Source organism: Dechloromonas sp. CZR5 (genome assembly GCF_008711155.1).
GTDB lineage: Bacteria > Pseudomonadota > Gammaproteobacteria > Burkholderiales > Rhodocyclaceae > Azonexus.
Map to the genome: position 1 here is coordinate 18,541 of NZ_VUYQ01000003.1, position 24,378 is coordinate 42,918.

Consider the following 24,378-nt stretch of genomic DNA (forward strand, 5'->3'; position numbering starts at 1 on the left):
ATCCTTCGCGTTTCCGGCGCTGTGCTTGGCTTCAGGGCAAAACCCTGCGGGCCATCTGCGTCGACTGTCCGCAGCAGTTATCGAAGATGCTTCAGGATTTTTTGCGGATGCCGACAGGCTTCGAGCATGCCGTTGTACCAAACAGCCAATGGATAGGTCGGGTTGTTGGAGACCTCCAGCTCACGCGCTGCACGCAGATCACCGAGATCGGCAGGGGCCGAGTGACCAATCGAACTCATGGCATGCGCATCGCCCGGTAGGGCCTTGAAGAGGTTGTAAGACCAGGTATCGTTTCGGAACGGAAGCGGGTCTTGGTTATCGTCGGCCCAATCGACCAGAACGATTGGGCGATGGCGGTCCCGCACTTCGGAGAATGCCGCATTCAGATGTAGGTCGCCGAAACCGTATCCGAGGAAGAGCAGACTATCGGCTTCATGCACCAGACGATTGACCTGCGCGAAGTACGTGCGGAACGGTTGTCGCAGAATCTGTTGGGTTTTTCCGTAACCGGCCACGAAGGGGGACATCGGATAGGTCGTCCCTTCCATTGAGTCCTGACTGTTACGACCAGTCGCGTGGACCGTATGATCCTTCGATGGCGTAGCCACCCAGGTGATGCCGTGCATGTCGTGTGCAACGCCAGTCATCGCGAAATGCACCGAACCATGAAGGTGGTAGATGAAATTCCAGTCTGTCCGGGCTATGACGGACATCGGATCAAATTTTCCAGCCGCATCGAAACCGGTTTGAAGTCCCGGCGACGCTTGGGTGAAAAGGTTGTCGTAGTTCAGCGTGATGATGCCGATCTCGAACTCGTCCTGTAGTGCAGCCAAGAATTGCCCGAGTTCGGCGATTTCTGCTGCCTTCGCCGTGCTGGCAGTAGCGCAAGCGTCGATGAAGTGATTGACCAATTCACTCATCAGCGTACTGGTCAGATTTCCCAAGACCGCCCCATCGACAGCTTTCCTATCTCGTCCAAAATGCATCACCTCGGGCAACGAATTGGCCGTAAGCAGTGCATTTGATCCGTGCACCCGATGGAGGTCGGACAGGTAGGGGATCAACAGGTTGAGCTGGTAAAGCACTTCCTCAAAATTTGCCCATTTGCGCAACTCCAGCTTCGGCGCACAAGCGTAATACGCATTGATGGCATCCCGGCAATGTCGGTACAGGTTGGAAGTGGGATCGTCCGCTAAAGGGTGACTCTTACTCGCGCAGCCGTCGAAAAACGTGTCAACAGCACTGACGGAGGGCAGGCCGAAATCCAGCGAAGCGCCAGCACCGACGGTTATCAGTAGTTTCTTTTTCATGAAAATCGAGTCGGAGCAAAACAAGCTTTCATAGTACAGGGCACTTGAAGTTCTTATCTGGGATTTTGTCCGGCCCGCCAAATCTTGGCCTGAATTGCGTCTGTTGTTCCACCTTGAAGTCTGTGCGTCCCCGGCCAAGCAACATGGCCGGTCGCGCTGTCGTGCTGCGCATCAAGCCACCTGCGGCGTCTCGCCCCATTCGGGCTTCCATCGTTCCCTCGCTCCGCTCGGCTGACGCCTCCGGCCCGGCTTCCAGATCCGGGCCTGCGCGCTTCGCTTGCCGTGCGGTCAGCACACAGGTATGGCCGTTGCCTTGTTCAGCCGTCTTCCTTGACTCCATCACCTTGCTCGCGACTGTAGCCCGCGGCCATGTGCCGTCAAGGCGCGCAGGGCCGTGTCCTCGGCTGCGCCTGCGGGCCGCACCAACCCTGCGCTTGTCTCCTTGACGGCCCCCGTCCGCGCGCTCCTGACCGTCGCGGGCGATGAACTCAGGAAAGACGGTGGCAACGAGGCCAACCGGGTTCCTCGTGCCGACCGCACCGAACAGCCGAAAGGCTGGGCTCCGAATCTTGGAATCCGGTGTGCGGTGTGAACAGCAAACCCTTTTTTGTCAGGAGAAAAACCATGCAACTTGCATCCCGTTTCGCTTCCCGTTCCCCGTCGCTGCGCAGCGATCACCCGCTGTCCGATGACCAAATCCGCCGCGTGGCCCCGTCCATCTTCGCGGACGCCCCGCATGAGAGCCGTTCCGAGCGATACAGCTACATCCCCTCCGCCGCCGTGCTGGCCGAACTGCGCAAGGAAGGCTTTCAGCCCTTCATGGTGACGCAGACCCGCGTCCGCGATGAAGGCAAGCGGGAACACACCAAACACATGATCCGGCTGCGCCACGCCAGCCAGATCAACGGCGCGGAAGCCAATGAAATAGTGTTGCTCAATTCCCATGACGGGACGAGCAGCTATCAGATGCTGGCCGGAATGTTCCGCTTTGTTTGCAGCAATGGCCTTGTCTGCGGCGACACCGTGGCGGACGTGCGCGTACCCCACAAAGGCGACGTGGCCGGGCACGTCATCGAAGGCGCTTATCAGGTGTTGGGCGGCTTCGAGCAAGTGAAGGAATCGCGCGACCTGATGCGCGGCATCACGCTGGACGATGGCGAGGCCGAAGTGTTCGCCCGCGCCGCGCTGTCCCTCAAGTACGACGACCTGGACAAGCCCGCGCCCATCACGGAATCGCAAATCCTGATGCCGCGCCGGTTCGACGACCGCCGCCCCGACCTGTGGAGCGTGTTCAACCGCACGCAGGAGAACTTGACCAAGGGCGGATTGCATGGCCGCGCCGCGAATGGCCGCAGGCAGAGCACACGCCCGGTGCAGGGCATTGACCAAAACATCCGACTGAACCGCGCCCTGTGGCTGCTGGCCGACGGCATGCGCGCCCTCAAGGCCTGAACCGTTTTCTCTCCCGCCGGAGGGGCGGTTTCCCCTCCATTCCTTGTTTCATTCGATTGGAGATACACCATGAATGCCACTACCCAAACCGAAACCCAAGCCATCCAAGCCGCCACGCTGGAAGCCGCCGACCCGACCAAGAACCTGATTCTGGTTCCGCTGTCGCGGCTGGTGCTGCGCCCCACGGGCCGCAACGTGCGCAAGACCCCGCGCATGTCCATCCCTGAACTGGCCGCGAGCATCCAGCGCGTGGGCCTGCTGCAAAACCTGATCGTGATTGCCGCCGCCGATGGCGCGCATTACGAAGTCGTGGCCGGTGGCCGTCGCCTCGCAGCCCTCAAGCTGCTGGCGAAGAAGCACCGCATCCCGAAGGAATGGGAGGTGCCTTGCCTGTTGGTGGCCGATGGCACGGCCCGCACCGCCAGCCTCACCGAGAACGTGCAGCGCGAAGCCATGCACCCGGCAGACCAGTTCGAGGCCTTCGCGGCGCTGGTGGCCGAAGGTAGGCCCATTGAGGACATTGCGGCGGATTTCAGCGTGACGCCGCTGGTGGTGCAGCGCCGCTTGAAGCTGGCGAACGTCTCGCCGCGCCTGATGGCCGACTATCGCGCCGATGCCGTCACGCTCGATCAGTTGATGGCGCTTGCCATCACCGACGACCACGCCGCACAGGAAACTGCGTTCTACGATACGCCGACGTGGCAGCGCCACCCGTCCAACTTGCGCGAACGTCTCACCGAGCGCGAAATCGACGCCTACCGGCATCCACTGGTGCGCTTTGTCGGGCTGGATGCCTACGAGTCCGCTGGCGGTGGCGTGCGCCGCGACCTGTTCGCGGAAGGCGATGCGGGCGTGTATCTGACCGATGCCGCGCTGCTGGAACGGCTGGCGCAAGACAAGCTGGCAGGCCTCGCCGCCGAGGTGAAGGCCGAAGGCTGGGCATGGGTGGATGCCACGCCCGGCGTGACCCATGCCGACCTGCACGCCTTCCAGCGTGCGCCGAGGGAGCGGCGCGAACCGAGCAAGCGCGAGGCGCAGCGCATCGAGAAGCTGCAAACCAAGATGCAGGAAGTGGGCGAAGCGCTCGACGCCGCACTGGATGCCGAGGACGAGGACAAGGCCGACGCGCTGCAAGAGGAAGGCGAAGCCATGGGCGAACAGTTGCAGGCGCTGGAAGATGGGTTGCAATACTACAGCCCGAACGTGAAGGCCGCAGCCGGTGTAGTCGTCACCGTCGACCGCAACGGCGAGGCCGTGATTCATCGCGGGCTGTTGCGCGAGGCCGAAGCAAAGGCGCTGCGCACGCTGGAACGTCTGCGGCAGGGTGTCGCGGATGGTGAGGCAGCGAACGACGACGAAGGCGACACGACAGAAGAAGACCAAGCCCCAGCCATGTCCGACCGGTTGGCGCAGCGTTTGAGCGCGCACCGCACGGCGGCGCTACAAATCGAAGTCGCCCGGCATCCGCAAGCGGCGCTGGCCGCGCTGGTGCATGGCATGGTGCAGACCGTCTTGCAGGAAAGCCGCTACGGCTTCAATCGTGATTCTCTGCCGTTGGGCGTGCGCCTCACCAAGCAAGACCGGCTGGAAAGCATGGCCCCGGACTGGCCGGAATCATCCGCCGCCGTGGCGTTGCGCGAACTGCAACGGGCATGGGCGGGCAAGCTGCCCGAGGACAGCGCCGAACTGTTCGCCGCGCTGCTGGCGATGGAGCAAGGCGAACTGGTCAAGCTGCTGGCCGTGTGCATGGCCTCCGCGGTAGACGTGGTGACGCCTCGCACCACGCAGCGTCAGCCCGGCGAAGAACTGGCGCAGGCCGTGGGCCTCGACATGGCGGCGTGGTGGATGCCGACCGCAGAGGGATATTTCAAGCACGTTCCGAAGGCCGTGATTCTGAAAGCCGTGGCCGAGTATGCGCCGGAGCACGTCTCGCGGCTGGCGAAGCTCAAGAAGGCCGACATTGCCAGCGAAGCCGAACGGCTGGCCGATGGTACGGGCTGGATGCCCGCCATCTTCAAGGCCGAAAGCCCGCAGGACGCCACGCCGGAAGATGCCCCGCAGCGGGACGCCCCGGAAGATGCCGACGCAATGGCAGTTGATCCCGCCGAGGCGCTGGCCGCTTGACCCACGCTGAAAGGCAAGCGTCCCGGCCTCGACCGGGGCGCTTCGCTTGGAAGGAGAACCGTCCATGGCCCGCACCACCAGCCGCCTGCGCATGGCGGCGATCTACGCGCCCGGTACGATACGCGCCCGCCGCTGGCACGGCGACGGCGACGTGCGCGGCTACCGCCCGCCCTCGGGCTGGTCAGCCCGCGCCGACCTTACCGACATTCACCCCATCACAGGCCGCACCTTGCCACGTGCCGTGTGGTGGCTCATCGAGACGAAGGAATAACCGCGATCAGTACCGCGCCCAGGCCGTTCGGCCCTGGGCGCGGTGGACGCAAAAGTCCGGGCGCGGCAGTGGCCGCGCCCGGTTTCAACACCCACACCAAAATGCCATGCCTGTACTGGCGGCCTTGAGGTATGATGAAAACTACAGCCGCGTCACGCTGAACCTGCTGCCGGGTTAAACGACGTTTCCACGCTTCCCCTTCGCTGACCGTGCCTATTCCCCGGTCGATGCGTAATCGGCAGACATCGACCAGTCACTGAGGAATTTGGCATGACTGTCTCAACGTTTTTCGTTTCCGAAGCTGCCTTGCGCACCCTCAAACAGAGGGCACAGCGCGGCGTGAAAGGTGTTTCTTCGTCCCACCTGAGCGAAGCGGTTGCCGCAGCTTTGGGATTCAAGACCCATGCGGCGCTGCGTGCTGCCCTTGCCGGTCGCGCGACCGCAGAGGCGCAGAAGCCAAGCAATGCCCGGCTGGTGCAACGCCTGCAGCAATTCGGCTACGCCGCACCCGACGACCTGCGGCTGCTGCCGGAGTTCGAGCACTCCTATTCGCCGTTCAAGACCTTTCCGCTGAGAACGCAGCGCAGCGCGCGCTGGCGAGTCTGGCGAAATCTGATGGTGGCTGCTGTCAACGCTGGTCTCGAACAGCGCCTGTTCGGGCTGTCGGAGGGTGACAACTGGTGGCCCGGTGGCGCCGAGGACAGCCATCACTGCGAGCGCAGCACCTATCGCTTCGTGTTCGATGGAGACCTGCCGGCGGTCGCCAGTGTGGATGCGATCAGCGGCGGTGAGCTTTCCATCCATGTTGTTCTCAAGCCCCGGAAAACTGACATCCAGCCGGAGTGGTATTGCGATTTGAGCAGTGGGGACGCTGTGGCTTCTGGTTGGGTAGAGCGGCGCTTGGGGGCTTGGCTTCAGGACGGTGGCGAGGATGTCCACTGCAAGCGTGCTTTGCAGTCGCGCATTGCGGATGTTGGGATCGAGCCTGCGGGTTACTCCGATCAGGGCAGCTTCTTCATGTAGCTGGCCTGCGGCGTAATAGCAGTCTCGGAGCCTGGGCGTATCGGCGCGATGCGCCGTCGGGCTTTCGGGCTGCGCCCCGTGCCGCCGTTGCCGTCACGGCCATTCGGCTTCAATCCCTCACGTCTTCGCGCCGGCGGCGCTGCGCGCTTCGCTTGCCTCCAGGGGATCGGCCGCAAGGCCCATCCCCGCCGCAATGGCCGGGCATGACAGATACGCCATGGCTTGCTGCGGCAGGTTGTGCAAATGCGTGCCGTCCCCAACGCTGGCGGTTCTTGCCCATCACGTCACGAAGGACGGTTCACGGACGCGCCGCCCAGCCTCGCCATGGAGTTTCCACACCACGCCTCAAGACCGGCACCGCTGAGTGAAGTGGGGACGTTATCACCTGTCGTCGGGAGTTTGACCTGGCCCGCGTCTGGAAACGCACCGCCGAAGCCTCCGTGCGGGGATGCCGAGCCGGCCATGTCTCCTTTCGGAGCGGTTCGGCCCAAGGCGTCCTTGGCTTGTTGTGAATCCTGGCGGGGGCATGGCTGCGCCTCGGGCTTCATGGCTGCAACCGTCCGGCGCAAACAATTTCCCCGCCGCTGCGCGGCTTCCTCGCGGGACAAATTCTTTTCGCCTTCCGGTTCTCCACTGCGTTGCGATCGCAAGCGGTGCAGCCCGCCCGTCCCCCGCCGGCCGGATCACAACAAGGACGCGATGGGCGCGAACCTTGTTCAACCGAAAGGAAAAATCATCATGGCTAACATCGGCATCTTCACCGCAGACAAAGACAGCTTCACCGGCACGCTTCGCACCCTGACGCTCAACGTCAAGGTCAAGCTGCTTCCCAACGACAAGGGCAGCAGCGAGAACGCCCCCGACTTCCGCCTGCAGGCAGCCAGTCACGACATCGGCGCGGCGTGGAAGAAGACCAGCGAGGCCGGGCGGGAGTACCTGTCCGTGACCCTCGACGATCCTTCGTTCCCGGCAACGGTCTATGCCCGCCTGATCGAAGGCGAGGACGGCACGCACGACCTCATCTGGTCGCGCAGCAAACCGCAGGCGGCCTGACGGCCTCCGAAGCGCCCCGCCCACTGCGGCGGGGCCTTGTGCCGCTCATCGCGGCACTTCAACCGCTACGACCTGGCCGCCGCGAGCTGGCTCTCGGTCTCGGTCATCAGCACGGCGGTACTGCATTCAAGCGCGCCGGCGATCTTGAAGATGATCGCCAGCGTAGGCATGTGCTCGCCGCGTTCGACCTTGCCGACGTGGGAACGCTCGATCCCGGCCAAATTCGCCAGCGACTCCTGCGCGATTCCCCGTTCAGCTCGCAGCGCCCGCACTGCCGCGCCGAAGGCTTGCGCCAACTCGGCATCGAAAGTGGTAACGCCGGCCGGTCGGCCGGGTTGAATTGGACGCTTCTGCATGGACAGAAGCGTCCAATTTCGAGACAATTAAAACCACGTTATCTTTAACTCATTTGCCGGATTTCGCGTGCTTCCGTGCTTTTACGGAAAACCGCATTTGTGGATTCCGACAGAAGCGGGAAGCCGTATCCGTGCCTTCACTGACCTGTTCAATTCCGCTTTTCCGCTTCCGTGCATGTACGGATTCGATGGCATGCGCTTTCGCGCTTTCACACAAAAGCACTCTTCCGGTTCGGTGGTTTCACGCTTTCGCGGAAAGACGGATTCGTGCATCCTCGGTTCCGTGGGGTTCCTGACCATGACCCAGCCTCTCACCACCGTCGACGAGCGCGCGCAACTACTCGCCAACGGCGTAGCACGCGCCGCTGGTCAGAGCATCGACCCGATGCCCGTTGTGCGCCTATTCACGCCCGACGCGCACGCGACCTGGCTGCTGGCTGCGCTCGACCCAGCCGATGGCGATTCGGCCTGGGGCCTCATCGACCTCGGCATTGGCATGCCGGAATTGGGGACGGTCAAGCTTTCCGATCTGGCAACAATCGTCGGGCCGCGCCAGCGGCCCATCCAGCGCGACCAGTATTTCCGCGCATCGCGGCCATTATCGGAGTATGTCCGGCTGGCACAGATCGATGGCTCGATTCCCGACTGATCGAGCCCCATGACCCTGCCAAGGCGGGCCATCCAGACACAGGCCGTTGCGGTGCATTGTGTCTATTTCGGTCTGGCTTATGACGGTGGCAATCTGAATCGCCACTCTTGCGCCACGGCGGTGCGGCCCTGATCGAAAGGGGCATGATGCATTGCACGGTTTGCGGCAGGGTGCCCACTGCTGCGCCCTTTTTCGGGGGCAGCCGTCGCATTCGGACGATCCCTGCAAGACTTCGGAGTCCATCTGTCTTGACACCGCTCGTTACAGCTTGAGTTTATTCCTTTGGTGGTAGAGCGTGGAGGTTTTGATGGCGTAGCTCCAGCGTGCCGACGTGGCGATGATCCCTGTCAACAGGAGGTTGCCTCATGGCCGATCGAAGCGCCGCCCCTTGGTATCCCACCGCCGCGTATCTCTACGTGCTGCATCTGGATGACTTGGCATTGGCCTGGGAGTATTTGCGCCGGCATCCCGATTACCGCCGCGACTGGCTGCGCCGTCACCGCGCGCCGGAAACCGCTCAAGATTGGGGGCTGCGCATGCTGGAAGACCCGGCCTTGGATGCGCGTGACGCGCATCCGGCCTGGCTTCCAGGCCATCCCTGCACGGCGCAGCTTCACCCGGACATCGACCCGCCACCGGATGCCATCGCGTTCGAGTTGTGGCGCGTTCCCGGTCACAAGCACCTGGTCCATGACGGCCGCCGCCTGATGCTCGCCACGCGCTGGCCGGGCTGCTGCCTGCGCCTGACGTTGGCGCAGGGCTTGGAGGATGGCATGGCCTACGTCTATGCCATCCGCGTGTGCGACATGCCTTGCGCACGCCATTGCACGCTCCGGGCCGAACTGGACAAGCTGGCCGTGGTCACCGATGGCACGCCTGCGGCAGTGGCCCGGCCACGGCCCGCGCCGACAGCGCTGCAGGAGTTGCACACCCTGCAGGCGCTCGACGCCACCTTGGCAGGGGCGTCCTTGCGTGAAGTCGCCGAGGGGCTGTTCGGCACCGATGCCGTCGTTCATGGCTGGTATGCCGATGGTGGCCTGCGGTCCCGCGTGCGCCGCTTGGTGCGACGCGGCTTGACGCTGATGCGCGGCGGCTATCGCCGTCTGGCCCGAGTTCCATGACTTGAGCAGGGTCGTTTTGCCTTCCCTGCAAAACGACCCTCAACGGGACGCATCGCTTTCCTGAGACTGCCTCCATCTGGCCGCACGGTGCGGCCGGGCTGTCCTGACCGATGGAGGCTTATCCGATGCGACCCGCTCCCTTGCGGCCTGCTGCCGCGCCCGCCACTCCGCTGCAGCCTGCTGCTGCACAACCCCAACGCTACCTGACGAACGACGAGGCCGCCGAATACCTGCGATTGTCGCCACGCACGCTGGAAAAGCAGCGCGTGATCGGCGGCGGTCCGCGTTTCCGCAAGTTCGGCCGTCGCGTCATGTACGCGGTGGCCGACCTCGACGTTTGGGCCGACCAGCGCAGCTTCGAGGCCACGTCCGATCCCGAATACGCCGAGCACCACTCGGCCGACAGCCGTGCGCGCTGATCGGCGCTTCGCCGGTGGCCATCGCCATGTCCAACCCGTCGCTGCCGTCCCGATCATCGGGGCAGCGATTGATGCAGGAGCGGGAACAGCTCGATCTGTTCCGCGCGCTGCCGGGCGACATGGCGCCGCGCGACAGCCAGGATTTGATGGCCTTTCCGTTCTTTTCGCTGGCGAAGTCGAAACGCGTCCAGCCGATCGACTTCCGCGCCGGTGGCGTGACGATCCGTGTGGAGGGAACGCAGGAGCATGGCATCGCCACGATCTGGGATGCCGACATTCTGATCTGGGCAGCCAGCCAGATCGTGGAAGCGCGCGACGCGGGCATTTGCCCGTCGCGCCTCATGCGCGCCACACCCTACGAGATCCTGCGCTTCATTGGGCGCGGTACGTCGCTGCGCGACTACCAGCGCCTCAAGGCCGCCTTGGATCGGCTGCAATCGACCACGGTGGCCACCTCCATCCGCGAGACGACCGGACGGCGCCTGCATCGCTTCTCCTGGATCAACGAATGGAAGGAACTGGCCGACGCCCGCGGCACGCCGCTGGGCATCGAACTGATCCTGCCGGACTGGTTCTTTGTCGGCGTCATGGACGCAGCGCTGGTGCTGACCATCGACCCGGCGTATTTCAAGCTCACGGGCGGCATCGAGCGCTGGCTGTACCGCCTGGTGCGCAAGCACGGCGGCAAGCAGCCGGGCGGTTGGCAGTTCGACTTCAAGCACCTGCACCGCAAATCGGGCAGCACGGCGAAGCCCTACGACTTCGCCTGCGACCTGCGTGCGCTAGTGGCACGGCAGTCGATGCCGGGCTACGTCCTGGGCATCGAGCGAATGCCGGACGACGGGGCCGAACTGCTGACCTTCCGGCCCGTGCTGCGGACGGCACGGGGATAACTCGTGGAAAAACTGTGAATGGCCTCGTGCTATCAGGCGTGCAGGGTATCGTGCTATCGGGCGTGTCCCTATCGTGCTATCAGGCGTGCGAAACCGCCGAAAACCCAATAACGGCGCGGGTTTCCGGCCCCTCTAACTTCCCTAACTTAAATTCTTTAACTAATAAAAACAGTGCGCCGTTTCGGTGGAAAACCGCCAAACAGCACGACGCGCAGCGTTTCGCACGGCAAAGAAAAGCCGGCTTTCTAGGAAGGAGGGCCGCGCCATGATCGTCGCTTTGCTGAACCAGAAAGGCGGCGTGGGCAAGACCACGCTTGCCACACACATCGCAGGCGAGCTGGCCATGCGCGGCCAGCAAGTCGTTCTGTTGGATGCCGACCCGCAAGGCTCGGCGCTGGACTGGACGCAACGGCGCGCCCAACAGGGCTTGCCGCGTTTGTTCAGCGCCGTGGGTCTCGCACGCGAGACGTTGCACCAGGAAGCCCCCGAGCTGGCGCGCCGGGCCGATCACGTCGTCATCGACGGCCCGCCGCGCATCGCCGCCCTGGCGCGCTCTGCGCTGCTGGCAGCCGAGCGCGTGTTGATCCCGGTACAGCCCAGTCCCTACGATTTGTGGGCGTCTGACGAGATGGTGGCGCTGATCCGCGAGGCACAGGTATTCCGGCCAGCGCTGCGCGCAGCGTTTGCCATCAATCGGCGCGTCAGCACGACCATCATTGGCCGCGAAGCGCGGCAGGCATTGGCCGACCAGCCGTTGCCCGCGCTGCGTTCGGAAGTACACCAACGCATCGTCTTCGCCGACAGCGTGGCCGCTGGTCGGCTTGCCCGCGAAACGGCACCTGACAGCGCCGCCGCGCGCGAGGTCACTGCGCTGGTCGATGAACTGCTGCGGTGGCCGACATGACCACAGAACGATCTACGCGCGGCAAGCGTGTCGGCATCGGAGTACGGCCACCAGCGGACCCGCACGCCGAGGCGTGGGTTCGCCAGGGCGAAGCCAACAACCTCCAGAAGGGCGACCTCTACACCGCGCGCCTGACCCTCGACATCACGCCCGCGATGCGCGCGTGCATCAAGGTCTCGGCCTTCACGCAGGGCGTGACGGTGGCCGAACTGTTGCGCGCGTTGCTGGAACGCGAGTTCCCGGAGAACACACCATGAACGCTCACGCTTTGGCGGCCATGACTGCCACGTCATCCACAATTTCGCCGCCTCTTGCGGTGCTCGCCGAGCGGGCCGGCGCCGCGCCGCTGACCCGCGTATCGCTTGCCTACGTTGAGCGGCGCATCGACCTCTACCTGCGCTTTGGCGAACCGGCGCGCACCATCCGGCTCGACCGCTGGCGGCGCGTTGCGATGTTCCCGCCCGGCGCGGTGTTTTGTCGCATTCGCTGGCACGCCAACGACTACGGCACGATCCGCTGGCAGCTCATGGTTATGCAGGCCTGCACGCCGCTGGACGCGGCACAGCGCATCCCCGGCGTGCTGCCCGGTGCGCGGCTGCTGCTGCACGCAGAAGGCGAGTCGGCGGTGCGCGCCGTGCTGGCACGAATCGACGCCATCGAGGCGCTGGGCATCGCCGCCATCGACGTGTCGCCCGCCTACTGGCGCACGCTGGGCAACCGGCTCGCTGCGCGCCTGGCGCTGCCCGAATACACCGCCGAGCGGGACGCTGCCTGGCTGGCCGGGAGGGTGCAGCCATGACGGGTTCCAGGTCCGCCAACGCCACGGGAACGGCGCCACGTCCTCGCTCGCGCCTGCGCGCTCGCATCGCATTGGCTGGCCTGTCCGCCTGCGGCCTCGCTGCGCTGGCCTGGACGCCCTTCCTTCCTGAGCACATGCGGCCGCTGCCGCGCTTGATCTACAACCCATCCGACAGCGTGGCGGTCGGCTGGTATCGCATCGATCCGCTCGACCATCGCACCGACTCGCTGCCCCGTCCGTTGTCCGTGGGCAGCATCGTGCTGGCCCAGCTTCCGGCCGAGGCCGCCGCACAGGCCGCACAACGCGGCTACCTGCCGGCGCGCGTCCCGTTGCTCAAACGTGTGGGCGCGGTGGCGCCGCAGCAAGTCTGCATCGTCAGTCGCAGCGTGCGCATCGACGGTGTGCCGGTGGCTGCCGTCTTGCCTGCCGATCGGATGGGCCGGCCGCTGCCATCCTGGCAGCAGTGCAGGCCGCTTCACCCCGGCGAGTTGTTCCTGCTTAGCACGACAAACCCGGCGTCGTTCGACAGCCGCTACTTCGGCCCGGTCAGCGCATCCACCGTGATCGGTGTAGCGCATCCGGTCTGGCTGGAGGCACGTCCATGATGGCCGCCGATTCGCTACACATTTCCGTGCACTTCATCGTGCCATCCGGCATGTCGTTCCGCTGGTCGTCGCCGTGTCATTACGCGTGCAGTGCATGTGCATTTGCGCAACACTTCGCGCAACCTCCGGCACCGTCCTCCTACGTGCAGGCGTCTTGCCTCGAACGTGCCTGGCCTATGGCCGTGGTTGCGTTCGCCGGCGGGCTGACTGCGGACAGCGCAGCACCGCCGAACCGCCGACGCCCAGAGCGAAAGCGAGGGGCAAAGGCGGAAGGCAAGATAAAAGGTCGCGACACTCAGCCGCTTGAAAACCCTGTCTGCACATGGGGGTGGCGCGGCACGCGCCAGGGAGCGGCAGCGTGCCGCGAGAGTGCGCAATGCCGCATCAGCATTGGTGAAGGCGCGTGCTTTGCCCGCCCGGCTGCGCTGGTCTTGGATGGAAGCACAGCATGAGCAACCAAGACGAAGACCGTTTCCGGGTACGGCCTGGCGCACCGAAACAGCGCGACGACGCCTTCATCAACAAGGTGCTGCGCCAGACCAATAAGGCCGGCGCCAAGCTCGGCAAGACTGTCGGCAAAGTTGGCCATCGACCCGGTTCCCGGCTGGGGCGTGGCCACGTCGCGGCCCGCTTCGCCGGGGCCTCGCTCACTCCCAACGCACGCCGCGTGACGATCAAAGCGCGACTGGTCAATCTGGCCAAGGGCGGGCCGCGTTCAAGCGTCGCGCACCTGCGCTACATCGAGCGCGAAGGGGTGGATCGTCAGGCCGGGCCGGGCCAAGCCTACGGCCCGACGACCGACGCGGCGGATACCACTGCCTTCGAGGAGCCTGGGCGCGAGGATCGGCACCAGTTCCGCTTCATCGTCTCCCCGGAGGACGCCGAACAGCTCGACGACCTACGCACCTATACCCGGCACCTGATGGCGCGAATGGAGGCCGATCTGGGCACGCGGCTGGACTGGGTGGCAGTGGATCACTGGAACACCGACAACCCGCACACGCACGTCGTCCTGCGCGGCAAAGACGACACCGGCAAAGACCTCATCATCTCCCGAGACTACATCGCCGAAGGGATGCGCCGCCGGGCCGCCGAACTGACGACCGAGTGGCTGGGGCCGCGCACCGAGTTGGAGATCCAGCGCGCCATGCAGCGCGAAGTCGATCAGGAGCGGTGGACGGGGCTGGATCGCACCTTGCAGCGCGTGGCCAAGGACGGTCTGGTGCTGCCGGAGACGCTGGCCGAGCCCCGGTTGCAGCGCCAGCGGCAGATGCTGATCGGCCGCCTGCAGCGCTTGCAACACATGGGACTGGCGACCGAGCAACAACCCGGCATGTGGGCCATTCATGCCGAGGCTGAGCCGACCCTGCGGGCGATGGGCGAGCGCGGCGACATCATTCGTACCATGCAGCGCGCCATGAGCGGTCGGCAACGCGAGCTGGCCGTGTTCCAGCCCGGGGAGGAAGGTCGTGCCATCGTTGGCCGCGTCGCCGCCAAAGGGCTGGCAGACGAGCTGTACGACAAGGGCTATCTGGTCATCGACGGGACCGACGGCAAGGCGCACTACGTCGCTCTGCCACCGCGGTCGGAACTGGAGCAATACCCGACCGGCGCCGTGGTGGAGGTGAAAGGTTCGACCGACGTGCGCTCGTCCGACCGGAACATCGCTGCACTGTCGGTGGACGGCATCTATCGCACCGATTATCACCTTGCGCTCGCGCAGAGCCAGGCCACGCCTGACCGTGACCCGCGCGAGGTAGTGTCGGCGCATGTGCGCCGGCTGGAAGCTCTGCGCCGCAGTGGCATCGTAGAGCGCATGGCCGAAGGCGTCTGGCGCGTACCTGATGACCTGGCCGAACGAGGCCGCCAATATGATGCCCAGCGCCTGGGCGGAGGTGTGGCGGTGGAACTGAAATCGCACCTGCCCATCGAGCGGCAGACCCGCGTGATCGGTGCGACTTGGCTGGATCAGCAGTTGATCGGCGGCGGCAAGGGTCTGGGCGACCTGGGATTTGGTGGCGAGGTCAAGGATGCCCTGCAACAGCGCGCCGACTTCCTGACCGAACAGGGGCTGGCCGAGCGTCGTGGCCAGCGCGTGGTCCTGGCGCGCAACCTTCTGGCGACACTACGCGGTCGGGAGGTGGACGCTGCGGGCGGGCGCATCGCGGCCGAAACCGGCCTGGCGCACCGTGCCGTGACCGATGGCGAGCCCGTCACCGGCGTCTACCGACGCAGCGTTCAACTCGCCAGCGGCCGCTTCGCGATGCTCGATGACGGCATAGGGTTCAGCTTGGTGCCGTGGAAGCCGGTGATTGAGCAGCGGCTGGGGAAAACGATGACGGCTGTCATTCGAGGGAATAACGCGTCATGGGTGCTCGAACGGCAACGCGGGATATCAATGGGGTAAGTTGTTCGTTCGTCGTCAAGCCCAATGAACGTGCGAGCAAGGTCATCCTTCAAACAAGTTTTCAACTGGCGTTGCGCCAGCCTCCACCACCCAATGCCTGGTGCAAGGCGGCACTATCGACGAGGCGTTGTGCCTGAGCCGCAATCAGGTTGATTCGATTCTGTTGCGCCTGCTGTTGTGCAGTGAGCAACTGGATGTAACTGGCGGCGCCCAGTGCATATTGCCTTTGCATGGACTCCAGAGAGCCCTGCGCCGCGATATCGGCGGCTGCCAGCGCAGCCAGTGTCTGCGCATCGTTGTCCAGTGCCTGCAATACGTCGGCCACATTGCGCAGGGCTTCGAGCACGACGCTTTGGTAATTGGCCGCCGCCGCATCGAATGCGGCCAATGACGCGCGCTTTTCGGCGGGCAGTCCGGGATTGAAAAGCGGCTGGGTCAACTGCCCGATGAGACTCCATACCGCAGAGCCGCCGCCGAACAATGCGCCCGTGCTCAATGCTTGCGAACCGAGGCTGGCACTGATGTTGAGTTGCGGGTACAACTTGGCGACCGCGACGCCGTATTCTGCGTTGGCGGCATGCAATAGAGCTTCTGCGGCCTGAATGTCGGGGCGGCGGCGCACCAATTCGGACGGTAGAACCAGCGGTAGGTCAGACGGAAGAGTGAACTCCTCCAGGGTGAAGGTAGGTAAGCCCCCCGCTCCTGGTGCCCGACCGGCGAGCACGGCCAGCAGATGTTCGTTCTGCTGGAGTTGTTTGCGCAGCAAGGGAAGTCCAGCGCGGGTCTGCTCCACCTGGGTTTGCAAGGCCAGCACATCGTCCGGCGCAGCCTGGCCGAGGCGAACCCGCTCTCGGGTGAGGTGCAATTGTTCGTCCTGGGCGCGAAGGATGGCCTCCGTGGACTGGATTTGCCCGGCGAGCCTGGCTTGGGTGATGGCAGTGGTAACAACGTTCGCAGCCAAGGTCAGCCGTGCACCTTCCAATTCGTAGCGCCGATACTCGGCGCGGGCGGCCAGTGCTTCCAGTGCGCGCCGGTTGCCACCGGCCAAGTCAAGTTGGTAGTGCACGCCGATACTGGCGTTGTACAGACTGAATTCCCGCGCATCGCCGGTTTGCCCCAACGTGCTGGGATTTAGACGTTGGCGCTGGGCGCCGATGCCGGCATCCACCTGGGGATAAAGCGTCAATCCCGCCTGCGCCGCATAGATTTCCTGCGCCTGCCGCAAGGTGGCCTTGGCGGAAGCCAGTGTTGGGCTGGCCTGAAAAGCCTGCTCGATCAGTGCATCGAGCTTGGATGAACCCAGACCATGCCACCACTGCGCACTCACGTTCGCACCAGTGCTGAAGTGCTGCGCGTCTCCCAAGGTCGTGGGTGCGGAAGCCGTTTGCGCCGGGAAAGGCACCGCTGTGTAGCCGGGTACATCTGGGACCGCCGGCCGTTTGAAATCTGGTCCGACGGCACAGCCGGCCAGCAATCCGGCAAGGATCAATGCCGCGAGTACGCGAACGGGGTTGTAGTCGGTCTTCGTGCGATGAACGCCGAGACTGCGCGTCGCTTCAGCGTTGCACATAGAAATGCTCCACAAACGGTTTACGGAAGCTCTGATGACAGGCCAGACAGCTGCTTTGCAGCGTCGCGAAGGACGAGATCACGGCTTGCCCATCGCTGCGCACGGCAGCCTGCTCCAGTGCCCGCGCCGCCTGGTGCGTTTTTTCGTCGTGGCTTTTGAACTTGCCGGCATCGGAGCCGACAAAACTCAGGATACGCATCTTCTCAGCCAGCGGAGGCTGAGGGTGATCGGCAATCAAGGGCGCCACTCTTGCCACCGTTTCCCAATCCTCTCGGGAAATGCCATCGGTAATGACCTGCATGTTCTTGCCTAAGTCTTGCATGATCTTGCGTAGCGCCAGCGGCTTGGCCTTGCCAACGTCATCAGCCCAAGCCTGCGAGCAGGTGCTCGCCAGAAGCGTGCCGATGACTGTGGCTGTGAAATAAGCTTTGAAGCGATGTCGGTGCTGCATGGAAATCTCCTTGAAATAGTTGGTCAGTGTCTCTTGAGGGCGTATTCGGTTCGGCTAGCGATTCCTGCGCCCTACTAGAACTCGATGCTCAGGGCGACGGAGCCGTAAGCCTGATTCGTGCTCTGCTCCTCGAACTCCCGCGAGCGGTAAACACGCATCACGGCCAATTTGACGCCATGCCCTGCCAGAATGCCTTGAGCGCTGACCCCCACCGCCGCTTGGGCAACACATGGCCGACGCGAGACGCTGTGGCTGGACCGAAAGAGGTTTCCGTCGAGGGAAAAATCGTAGGCGACAGCCTTCGCTTCCAATATCCCGAAGAGGTGAACGCCAGGGCGCGGCCGACTGGCCGCTGAGGCGGAATCGCTGGATTTGCCGTGGATGGAGGCCGCCGATGGCGGGCGGTTCTCGGCGCCCGGCCTGAGTGGATAGCTTCCGAAATCATTCGGCAGATTCCATCCGATGCGACCCTCGATGCCCAACGTGGCCGACGTCTCGATGTTGCCGAGCCTGAGCCCCAACGAACGTATTGAATCAGCGGAGAAGCCTGGGATGATTGCCCCGGCCCCTCGAAACTCCCTGAACTTGCGGTCCAGGGCCAATTGAAAGGCCGGCTCGTTCTTCAATTGGTGCTGCCAGCCTTGAAACCTGTCGATACCCCGCGCATCGTGCACCAGGTTTTGGGTTTGCTCCGCCAGTGACCAGGGGCCGATCACGCCGAGAGTGATCTCTCGCGTGTCAAGAATTTCACGATTCGACTCGGGTTCGTGTTTTCGCCGGTTCCACGCCAATCCCATGTAGAGCAATCCCGCGTAGGGCCGATCGTCGGGGATCAAGTCTGTTCTGGTGTAATCCCCCGGCGTGTACATGGACTGGCCGAATTTGACCACTACGTTCTGCGTAGCTGCGGAATTATTCGCATCGGACCAGAATCCGGGGTTCATGAATTGGATGAGTTGCGCGTGCAGCCGGATTGGCGCCGGGAAGCACTCGGGCCGCAGCCTGCCCGGGATGTCGTGCGAAATCAGGGTGAACGCCACGCCATTCGTGTAGTTTTGGTCGGTGCCGGTAAATAGGTCGTTTTCCAGTCTTGCCGTGCCGCCGCGGAATCTGAGTGTTTCTTCCGCTGCGCAATCACCGGCGTCAGCAACGCCTTCATTGACAGCTTGCGCCAGGGCCGGCGAGGGGAAGAGAACACTCATCGCCAGCGCCAGTGCGGTTCGTCCCAGGCTATGCCGGGCAAACGAGTTCGCGGAGGGCGGACGGGGCGCGCACATGCTCACCCCTGCGCCCACTCGGGGGCTGGCGGTTTTCCGCCATAGAAGGCTTCCAGGATGGCCACGATTTCTTCTGCGGCATCCACGCACGTGAACAGCCGCACGTCCTGCGCGCTGATGAAGCCCTCCTCCACGAGATAGTCGAAGTCGACTGCGCGCCGCCAGAATTCTCTGCCAACCAGCACGATGGGAATGCGCGCCATCTTGCCGGTCTGCACCAGAGTTAACACCTCGAACAGCTCGTCGAGCGTGCCGTATCCGCCCGGGAAGGCGACCAGCGCCTGCGCACGCAGCAGGAAGTGCATTTTGCGCAGAGCGAAATAGCGGAACCGGAATGCAAGCTCGGGACTGATGAAGGGATTGGGCTCCTGTTCGTGCGGCAGGGTGACGTTGAGTCCGATGGAGCGCGCGCCGGCCTCAAATGCGCCGCGGTTGGCCGCTTCCATGATGCCGGGTCCGCCGCCGGTGACGACGACGAAGTCGCGACGGCCCTCCTGTTGGAAACGAGACGAGACGAGGTGCGTAAAGCGCCGCGCCTCCTCGTAGTAACGCGCATGGGCCAACTGGCGCTTGGCCGTGGCAAGATCGCGTGCCTGCAGCGGGTCGGGCTGTCCGGCTGCAATGCGCGCCTCGATATCGGCAAGCCCTGCTTGCGCCTCCTCGTGGGAAACGACGCGCGCGCTGCCGAAGACGACGACGGTTGAACCGATCCCTTGCTCGCGCAGCTCATGCTCTGGCTTGAGGAGTTCCAGTTGCAGACGCAGCGGACGCAAGTCGCTCTGGGCGAGAAATTCGACGTCCTCGTGAGCCAGCCGATACGCCGGCCCGTTCATGATCGCCTCGCGCAGCGCCTTGTGTTGGTCAGAATCGGTCATGTCCGCCACCTCCGGCCCGGCCGACCCATCGCACGCGCGTGCCGGGCTCCGGCACTGCTACGTCCCAGCCACGTTCGGCGCGCAGCCGCTCGGCAAAAGCGAGCGCGGCGCTGGCCTCGCCATGCACCACGAAAGTTCGGGCTGGCGGCTTGCGGAAGTTGGCCGACCAGCCCAGCAATGCGGGCTGGTCGGCATGCGCCGACAGCCCGCCCACGGTGTGGATCGCCGCGCGCACGGGGATCTCCTCACCGAAGATAGTCACCCGTTTTGCGCCATCAACCAGACGCCGGCCGAGGGTGCCTTGCGCCTGGAATCCCGTGATCAGGACGCCGCATTCACGCCGGGGGAGGTTGTGGAGGAGGTGGTGCTTGATGCGCCCGGCGTCGCACATGCCGCTTGCGGAAATGATGAGGGCGCCCGAGCGAATCTGGTTCAGGGCCTTGGACTCATCGGCGCTCGCGGTGAAATGGAGATAGGGCACGTCCTTGCCCAGGGCGTGCCAGCCTGCGAGGTGTTTCGCCGCATCATCGAACAGTTCCAGATGTTGTCGGGTGATGCGCGTGGCTTCGGTGGCCATGGGCGAATCGACGAACACCTTGAGATTGCGCAACCGGCCTTCGCGGGTGAGGCGGTGCAGGTGATACAAGACTTCCTGGGTGCGACCGACCGCGAACGCGGGCACGATCACGTTGCCTCCCTGTTCGTGCAAGGTGCGGTCGACGATCTCGATCAGTTCGCCCTCGCTCGACGCCATGTCCTTGTGCACGCGGTCGCCGTAGGTGGACTCCATGACCAGGATGTCCGCGTCCTCGATGGGCGTCGGATCGCGCAGGATCGGGCGCCCCGGCTGGCCAAGATCGCCGCTGAAAACGAGCTTCGCGGTCTGGCCGTGTTCGCTGATCCAGACCTCGATGATGGCCGAACCGAGGATGTGGCCTGCGTCGCGGAAGCGGCAACGCGCTCCGGTATGAGGCATGAATTCCTGGTCATAGGCGGTCGACCGCACTTGACGCAGGCAGTCCTGCGCATCCTCCAGCGTGTACAGAGGGGGCAACTCCGCGCTCCTACCAGGTGCTGACCTGGTGTAACGCTTGGCCCGCTCAGCATCGCCCTCCTGGATATGTGCGCTGTCGGGCAGCATCACCTGGAGCAGATCGGCGGTCGCGGCGGTGGTATAGATCGGCCCTTGGAAGCCCGCACGGGTGAGCTTGGGCAGCAGGCCGCTGTGGTCGATGTGCGCATGAGTCAGCAATACGAAATCGATTGATTTCGGGTCGAATGCGAACGGCTTCCGGTTGCGCGCCGGTGCCTCGCGCCCGCCCTGCACCATGCCGCAGTCCACCAGGAAGCGCGTGTCCGCTGTCTCCACCAGGTAGCATGAGCCGGTTACTTCGCGCGCCGCGCCGAGAAAGGTGATGTTCATTTCGTGTTCCCGCCCGCGCATGCGATCCGGTCCGGGCTGTCCGTCGCCAGCCTGTCGAGCAGGTCATGCATGACACGATTGATGGCGTCGAACCGGCTTGCGTCCGCAAGCATTTCCTGCGACGTCTGGATGTAGCGACCTTGGACGAGTTCGTTGGCGCCGTGAACGAGTAGCTGTCGTGCGCTGTCCAGGGTTGTTTCCAGGTGAAACTGCAAGCCGACCACCCGTCCGTCATAGACGAAGGCCTGGTTCGTGCAGCCAGCGCTGCGAGCGGCATGCACCGCGCCGGTCGGAATGTCGTAGGTGTCGCCATGCCAATGGAACACATCGATTTGCCGTGGGAAGGCTTCAAACAGACCGTCGCCAGAGGCGGCCTCTGTCTTTTCGACCGGAAACCAGCCGATCTCCTTGTCGGCGTTGGCGTAGCCCCTTGCGCCAAGCACATCGGCAACCAACTGCGCCCCAAGGCAGATGCCGAGCACGCGCCGGCCGGCGGCGATGGCCCGCTCGATGAAGCGCTTCTCGTTTACCAGCCAGGGGTAGTCGGCCTCTTCGTAAATGTTCATGGGGCCGCCCAATACCACTAGCAGATCCACCGTATGGATGCCTGGCAGGGGATCGCCACGGTAGAGGCGCGTTGCGCCGAGCGCGTGCCCACCGCGCCGAATCCACTCCTCGATGCTTCCGAGTCCTTCGAACGGCACGTGCTGCAGATAATGTATGTTCATCGCGTTCCTCCTTGACCAGCGCTGACGTTCCGACGCGCCTGTTTCTCACCTAGGTCAGGTTTGAGCCGGTCATATACGAGGCGGTATGAAACCGGCTGCCCTTCCGAAACCTGTGCCACGGAGGAGATGACGAGTTGTCCATTCCTGCCATCGATCTGGTAGCTCTGGACGAATTTCATTCCGAGTGCCGTCGTCTCGACCACCAACACGGCGCCTTCCCAGCCCGCGACCGCTACCCGCTGCTGCAGCCCGCTGTTGGCGGAAACGCTGGCGCCGCGAAAGTCGGTGAAGAGACGCTGACGTCGATCGCTCTCGTCGGCGATCAGCAGCATTGGATCCTGATGGATGACATGAAGCTCTTGCGCAAGGGCCAGCAGTGCGGACAGCTCCCGGGAGGACAGGCCGTCGCTTCCACCCATGCCACCCCCACGGCCCTGGCGTCCGCCGTCCATCCCGCCGCCCCGGCCCATTCCTCCGGGGCCGCCGCCCATCCTGCCCATCCTGCGCCCTCCGTCCCTGGCCTGTCTCGACGCCTGCGCGGCTTCCTTGGCCTTTTCCCGCGGGTCGTCGCTGGCCTTGGTGTTGAGAAGCCAGTCGCCGGAGAAATCCGGCTTGGGCGGCGATGCAGGAGTACTCCGATCTCTAAGACGCTGATACAGCGCCCAGTGAGCCGCACCAGGCGTCCCGCATTGCGATTCCGCATCAAGGATCGCCTGAGCCGCGAATACGTCCCCATCCTCCTGTGCATCCCCCGTGGCGAGGCTCGTGACTCCACCGCCGACATGGCCTTGCGCCGGAAAAGACGGCGCGGCCATGGCGCTGGCCGCCAATGCCAAACCGAGCCACAGCACGGTGGCGAGACACTTCTTCAGGTTCATTTCATATCTCTCGCCGTTAAGGCGGGCTTTCCGCGCGACAGACCGCGCCAGGAAATGGCTGAGATTGCCACCCACACCAGCGTTCGGAAGCTCATCGCGATGACTGTGCGCATTTCATAGACCCCGCCGGCATAGACGTGTGCGCCGAATGCCGCAAAGGCAAACGCAGTCGCTGCGGCGATGACGACGGCCAGCCACACCGCCCATCGATGCCGCAGCCACAGTCCAGCGCCAGCGATGACGTAGACAAAGCCGGCCAGAAAGTTGAACCAGAGCACGAACGGCACATAGTTCCCGGCAGAGGCTCGCGCCGCTTCGCCACCAAACAGGATCGCGCCGCCTTCCTTGATGGTCAGCAGGCCGAAGCCGACAGCAACCAAGGATATTGCCCAGATACGGAATCCGTTTTTTTGCATAGATATCCTCACGGTTTTCCATCCCCTAGAAACTTCCCGGCGGCCTTCATTTCGAAGGAACAGCCAGTGCGGTCCGGTAAAGGGCGAAAAGCTCGGCAGCCTTCCGCAGGAACGATTCCCGCTGCTGTGGGATGGCATGGGTTTCGACCACCAGTTTCCGGATGACGCCGACTAGGGAGATTGCCGCCGCATCCGGTTTGATGTCGGCTCTGACCTGGCCCTGCTGTTTGGCGCGAGTGATGATTTGCGCCAGGCGGGTGGCGTAGTAAGCGATGAGCATCCGTACGCGCCGCTGAAGACCGGGATCACAATCCTGTGCCAACCAAGACAACAGGCGCCTGGGGACGTCGGGGTGCCTGGCGATGAACGCGATCTGCTGTTGGAACACGCCCTCCAGTTCCCGCAGCGGGTCGTTTTTCCACCCGCGCTTGACTGAGCGCAAGAGCCGGCCTCTCACTCTGGCAATAAACCTTTTTCGGCCACCGTGGCTGTCCGTCTGCGGAGGCGACCATCCATCCTCGGCCGCGGCGGCGGCTCCAAGTAGACTTTCCATATCCGCGAACAGGTAGTAGCGCGTGTTTTCCCACCATCGTTTGAGGTGCTGCTGCTCGAACCGATTCATCCTGTCGCTCGTCATGGTGCCCGCTCCTTTACTTTAAAAGTCAATCAAACCCTCGCCCTTCACCGGCCTCTTCATGGGTCACGCCATCGCGGATGTGGTAGATGCGCTTGAAAGTGGGAATGATCTTTTCGTCATGGGTGACCACGATGATGGCGGTCTCGAACTTCCGGGCCATGTCATTGAGGATGCGGATCACAGCCATGGCGCGCTCGCTGTCGAGAGGCGCGGTGGGTTCATCCGCCAGGATCACCGGCGGACGGTTGACCAATCCGCGCGCGATGGCGACCCGTTGCTGCTCGCCACCGGAGAGTTGCGAGGGCATGGCGCGAGCCCTGTGTTGCACATCAAGCGCCGTGAGCAATCCCAGCGCCTTCCTGCGCGACTCTCCATTCGCGACACCTGCGAGCATCGGCAGCAGCGCCACGTTGTCGGTGACATCGAGAAACGGAATCAGGTACGGCGCTTGGAATACGAAGCCAATCTTGTCGCGCCGCAAGGCGCGCAGATCGCGGACTTTCCAGCCATCGTCGAAGATCACTTCATCGCCCAGCATCATGCGACCGGCGGTCGGATCAATCACAGCACCCAGACATTTGAGCAGAGTGCTCTTACCCGAGCCGGACGGACCGATCAGGCCTACCACCTCACCCGGCGCCACCTGCATGTCCACGCCCTTCAGGGCATCGACAGCGGTGTCGCCCTCGCCATAACGTTTTTTCAAACCTTCGATGCGAATGCCTTTGCCACTCATC

The 24,378-nt window shown here is 63.9% G+C and carries 26 protein-coding genes; 14 read left to right on the plus strand and 12 right to left on the minus strand.

Going from position 1 to position 24,378, the window contains the following annotated elements; all coding sequences use genetic code 11:
• Positions 1-77 precede the first annotated feature (77 nt).
• Positions 78-1,310, minus strand: a complete 1,233-nt coding sequence (locus F1002_RS08860) for an SIR2 family protein (protein WP_150428682.1) — start codon at positions 1,308-1,310, stop codon at positions 78-80.
• 624 nt (positions 1,311-1,934) lie between these two features.
• Between F1002_RS08860 and F1002_RS08870 the strand changes: the two genes are divergently transcribed.
• From F1002_RS08870 to F1002_RS08895, 5 genes are all read left to right on the plus strand, one after another.
• On the plus strand, positions 1,935-2,762 hold the full coding sequence (locus F1002_RS08870) for a DUF932 domain-containing protein (RefSeq protein ID WP_150428683.1): 828 nt from the start codon (positions 1,935-1,937) through the stop codon (positions 2,760-2,762).
• 69 nt (positions 2,763-2,831) lie between these two features.
• The gene (locus F1002_RS08875; protein WP_150428684.1) at positions 2,832-4,886 is read left to right on the plus strand and encodes a ParB N-terminal domain-containing protein; all 2,055 of its coding nucleotides are present in this window, start codon (positions 2,832-2,834) and stop codon (positions 4,884-4,886) included.
• Positions 4,887-4,950: 64 nt separating this feature from the next.
• On the plus strand, positions 4,951-5,157 hold the full coding sequence (locus tag F1002_RS08880; protein WP_150428685.1) for a hypothetical protein: 207 nt from the start codon (positions 4,951-4,953) through the stop codon (positions 5,155-5,157).
• A 270-nt stretch (positions 5,158-5,427) separates the two neighbouring features.
• The gene (locus F1002_RS08885) at positions 5,428-6,180 is read left to right on the plus strand and encodes a hypothetical protein (protein WP_150428686.1); all 753 of its coding nucleotides are present in this window, start codon (positions 5,428-5,430) and stop codon (positions 6,178-6,180) included.
• Between the two features lie 738 nt (positions 6,181-6,918).
• On the plus strand, positions 6,919-7,233 hold the full coding sequence (locus F1002_RS08895) for a DUF736 domain-containing protein (RefSeq protein WP_150428687.1): 315 nt from the start codon (positions 6,919-6,921) through the stop codon (positions 7,231-7,233).
• Between the two features lie 65 nt (positions 7,234-7,298).
• Here F1002_RS08895 and F1002_RS08900 read toward each other — a convergent pair whose 3' ends face one another.
• Entirely contained in the window at positions 7,299-7,589 is a 291-nt protein-coding gene (locus F1002_RS08900) for a helix-turn-helix domain-containing protein (protein ID WP_150428688.1), read from the minus strand.
• A 298-nt stretch (positions 7,590-7,887) separates the two neighbouring features.
• On the opposite strand from F1002_RS08900, the gene F1002_RS08905 reads away from it, so the two are divergent.
• The 9 genes from F1002_RS08905 to F1002_RS08955 all read left to right on the plus strand — a co-directional run bounded on the left by F1002_RS08905 (position 7,888) and on the right by F1002_RS08955 (position 15,386).
• On the plus strand, positions 7,888-8,238 hold the full coding sequence (locus F1002_RS08905; protein WP_150428689.1) for a DUF2958 domain-containing protein: 351 nt from the start codon (positions 7,888-7,890) through the stop codon (positions 8,236-8,238).
• Positions 8,239-8,603: 365 nt separating this feature from the next.
• Positions 8,604-9,359 (plus strand): DUF2285 domain-containing protein, encoded by a 756-nt coding sequence (locus F1002_RS08910; protein WP_150428690.1) that lies wholly within the window; start codon positions 8,604-8,606, stop codon positions 9,357-9,359.
• A 125-nt stretch (positions 9,360-9,484) separates the two neighbouring features.
• Positions 9,485-9,778, plus strand: coding sequence for an AlpA family transcriptional regulator (locus F1002_RS08915; RefSeq protein ID WP_150428691.1), 294 nt, complete (start codon positions 9,485-9,487; stop codon positions 9,776-9,778).
• Positions 9,779-9,804: 26 nt separating this feature from the next.
• Positions 9,805-10,671, plus strand: a complete 867-nt coding sequence (locus tag F1002_RS08920; RefSeq protein ID WP_191090385.1) for a replication initiator protein A — start codon at positions 9,805-9,807, stop codon at positions 10,669-10,671.
• Positions 10,672-10,936: 265 nt separating this feature from the next.
• Positions 10,937-11,575 carry a ParA family partition ATPase gene (gene parA, locus F1002_RS08930; RefSeq protein WP_150428692.1) on the plus strand — a complete coding sequence of 213 codons (639 nt, stop codon included), beginning with the start codon at positions 10,937-10,939 and terminating at the stop codon, positions 11,573-11,575.
• Positions 11,572-11,832 (plus strand): chromosome partitioning protein ParB, encoded by a 261-nt coding sequence (locus tag F1002_RS08935; protein WP_150428693.1) that lies wholly within the window; start codon positions 11,572-11,574, stop codon positions 11,830-11,832. Before parA ends, F1002_RS08935 begins: the two co-directional genes overlap by 4 nt.
• Positions 11,829-12,374, plus strand: coding sequence for a DUF2840 domain-containing protein (locus F1002_RS08940; RefSeq protein WP_150428694.1), 546 nt, complete (start codon positions 11,829-11,831; stop codon positions 12,372-12,374). The genes F1002_RS08935 and F1002_RS08940 overlap by 4 nt, the downstream gene beginning before the upstream one ends.
• The gene (locus F1002_RS08945; RefSeq protein ID WP_150428695.1) at positions 12,371-12,979 is read left to right on the plus strand and encodes a S26 family signal peptidase; all 609 of its coding nucleotides are present in this window, start codon (positions 12,371-12,373) and stop codon (positions 12,977-12,979) included. Before F1002_RS08940 ends, F1002_RS08945 begins: the two co-directional genes overlap by 4 nt.
• Before the next feature lie 448 nt (positions 12,980-13,427).
• Positions 13,428-15,386: a relaxase/mobilization nuclease and DUF3363 domain-containing protein gene (locus tag F1002_RS08955; protein ID WP_150428697.1), complete on the plus strand. Its 1,959-nt coding sequence runs from the start codon at positions 13,428-13,430 to the stop codon at positions 15,384-15,386.
• 61 nt (positions 15,387-15,447) lie between these two features.
• Here F1002_RS08955 and F1002_RS08960 read toward each other — a convergent pair whose 3' ends face one another.
• From F1002_RS08960 to F1002_RS09005, 10 genes are all read right to left on the minus strand, one after another.
• The gene (locus F1002_RS08960; protein ID WP_150428698.1) at positions 15,448-16,956 is read right to left on the minus strand and encodes an efflux transporter outer membrane subunit; all 1,509 of its coding nucleotides are present in this window, start codon (positions 16,954-16,956) and stop codon (positions 15,448-15,450) included.
• Entirely contained in the window at positions 16,943-17,407 is a 465-nt protein-coding gene (locus tag F1002_RS08965) for a cytochrome c (protein ID WP_150428699.1), read from the minus strand. Before F1002_RS08965 ends, F1002_RS08960 begins: the two co-directional genes overlap by 14 nt.
• 74 nt (positions 17,408-17,481) lie before the next feature.
• Positions 17,482-18,609: a lipid A deacylase LpxR family protein gene (locus F1002_RS08970; protein ID WP_223879520.1), complete on the minus strand. Its 1,128-nt coding sequence runs from the start codon at positions 18,607-18,609 to the stop codon at positions 17,482-17,484.
• 77 nt (positions 18,610-18,686) lie between these two features.
• Entirely contained in the window at positions 18,687-19,559 is an 873-nt protein-coding gene (locus F1002_RS08975) for a TIGR00730 family Rossman fold protein (protein ID WP_150428701.1), read from the minus strand.
• The gene (locus F1002_RS08980; protein ID WP_150428702.1) at positions 19,546-20,982 is read right to left on the minus strand and encodes an MBL fold metallo-hydrolase RNA specificity domain-containing protein; all 1,437 of its coding nucleotides are present in this window, start codon (positions 20,980-20,982) and stop codon (positions 19,546-19,548) included. The genes F1002_RS08975 and F1002_RS08980 overlap by 14 nt, the downstream gene beginning before the upstream one ends.
• On the minus strand, positions 20,979-21,710 hold the full coding sequence (locus F1002_RS08985) for a type 1 glutamine amidotransferase (protein WP_150428703.1): 732 nt from the start codon (positions 21,708-21,710) through the stop codon (positions 20,979-20,981). Before F1002_RS08985 ends, F1002_RS08980 begins: the two co-directional genes overlap by 4 nt.
• Positions 21,707-22,588, minus strand: coding sequence for a hypothetical protein (locus F1002_RS21210; RefSeq protein ID WP_223879521.1), 882 nt, complete (start codon positions 22,586-22,588; stop codon positions 21,707-21,709). The genes F1002_RS08985 and F1002_RS21210 overlap by 4 nt, the downstream gene beginning before the upstream one ends.
• Positions 22,585-23,004, minus strand: coding sequence for a hypothetical protein (locus tag F1002_RS08995; RefSeq protein WP_150428704.1), 420 nt, complete (start codon positions 23,002-23,004; stop codon positions 22,585-22,587). The genes F1002_RS21210 and F1002_RS08995 overlap by 4 nt, the downstream gene beginning before the upstream one ends.
• A gap of 46 nt (positions 23,005-23,050) precedes the next feature.
• Positions 23,051-23,641 (minus strand): hypothetical protein, encoded by a 591-nt coding sequence (locus F1002_RS09000; RefSeq protein WP_150428705.1) that lies wholly within the window; start codon positions 23,639-23,641, stop codon positions 23,051-23,053.
• A gap of 25 nt (positions 23,642-23,666) precedes the next feature.
• Positions 23,667-24,377 carry an ABC transporter ATP-binding protein gene (locus tag F1002_RS09005; protein WP_150428706.1) on the minus strand — a complete coding sequence of 237 codons (711 nt, stop codon included), beginning with the start codon at positions 24,375-24,377 and terminating at the stop codon, positions 23,667-23,669.
• Between the last annotated feature and the right edge of the window lies 1 nt (position 24,378).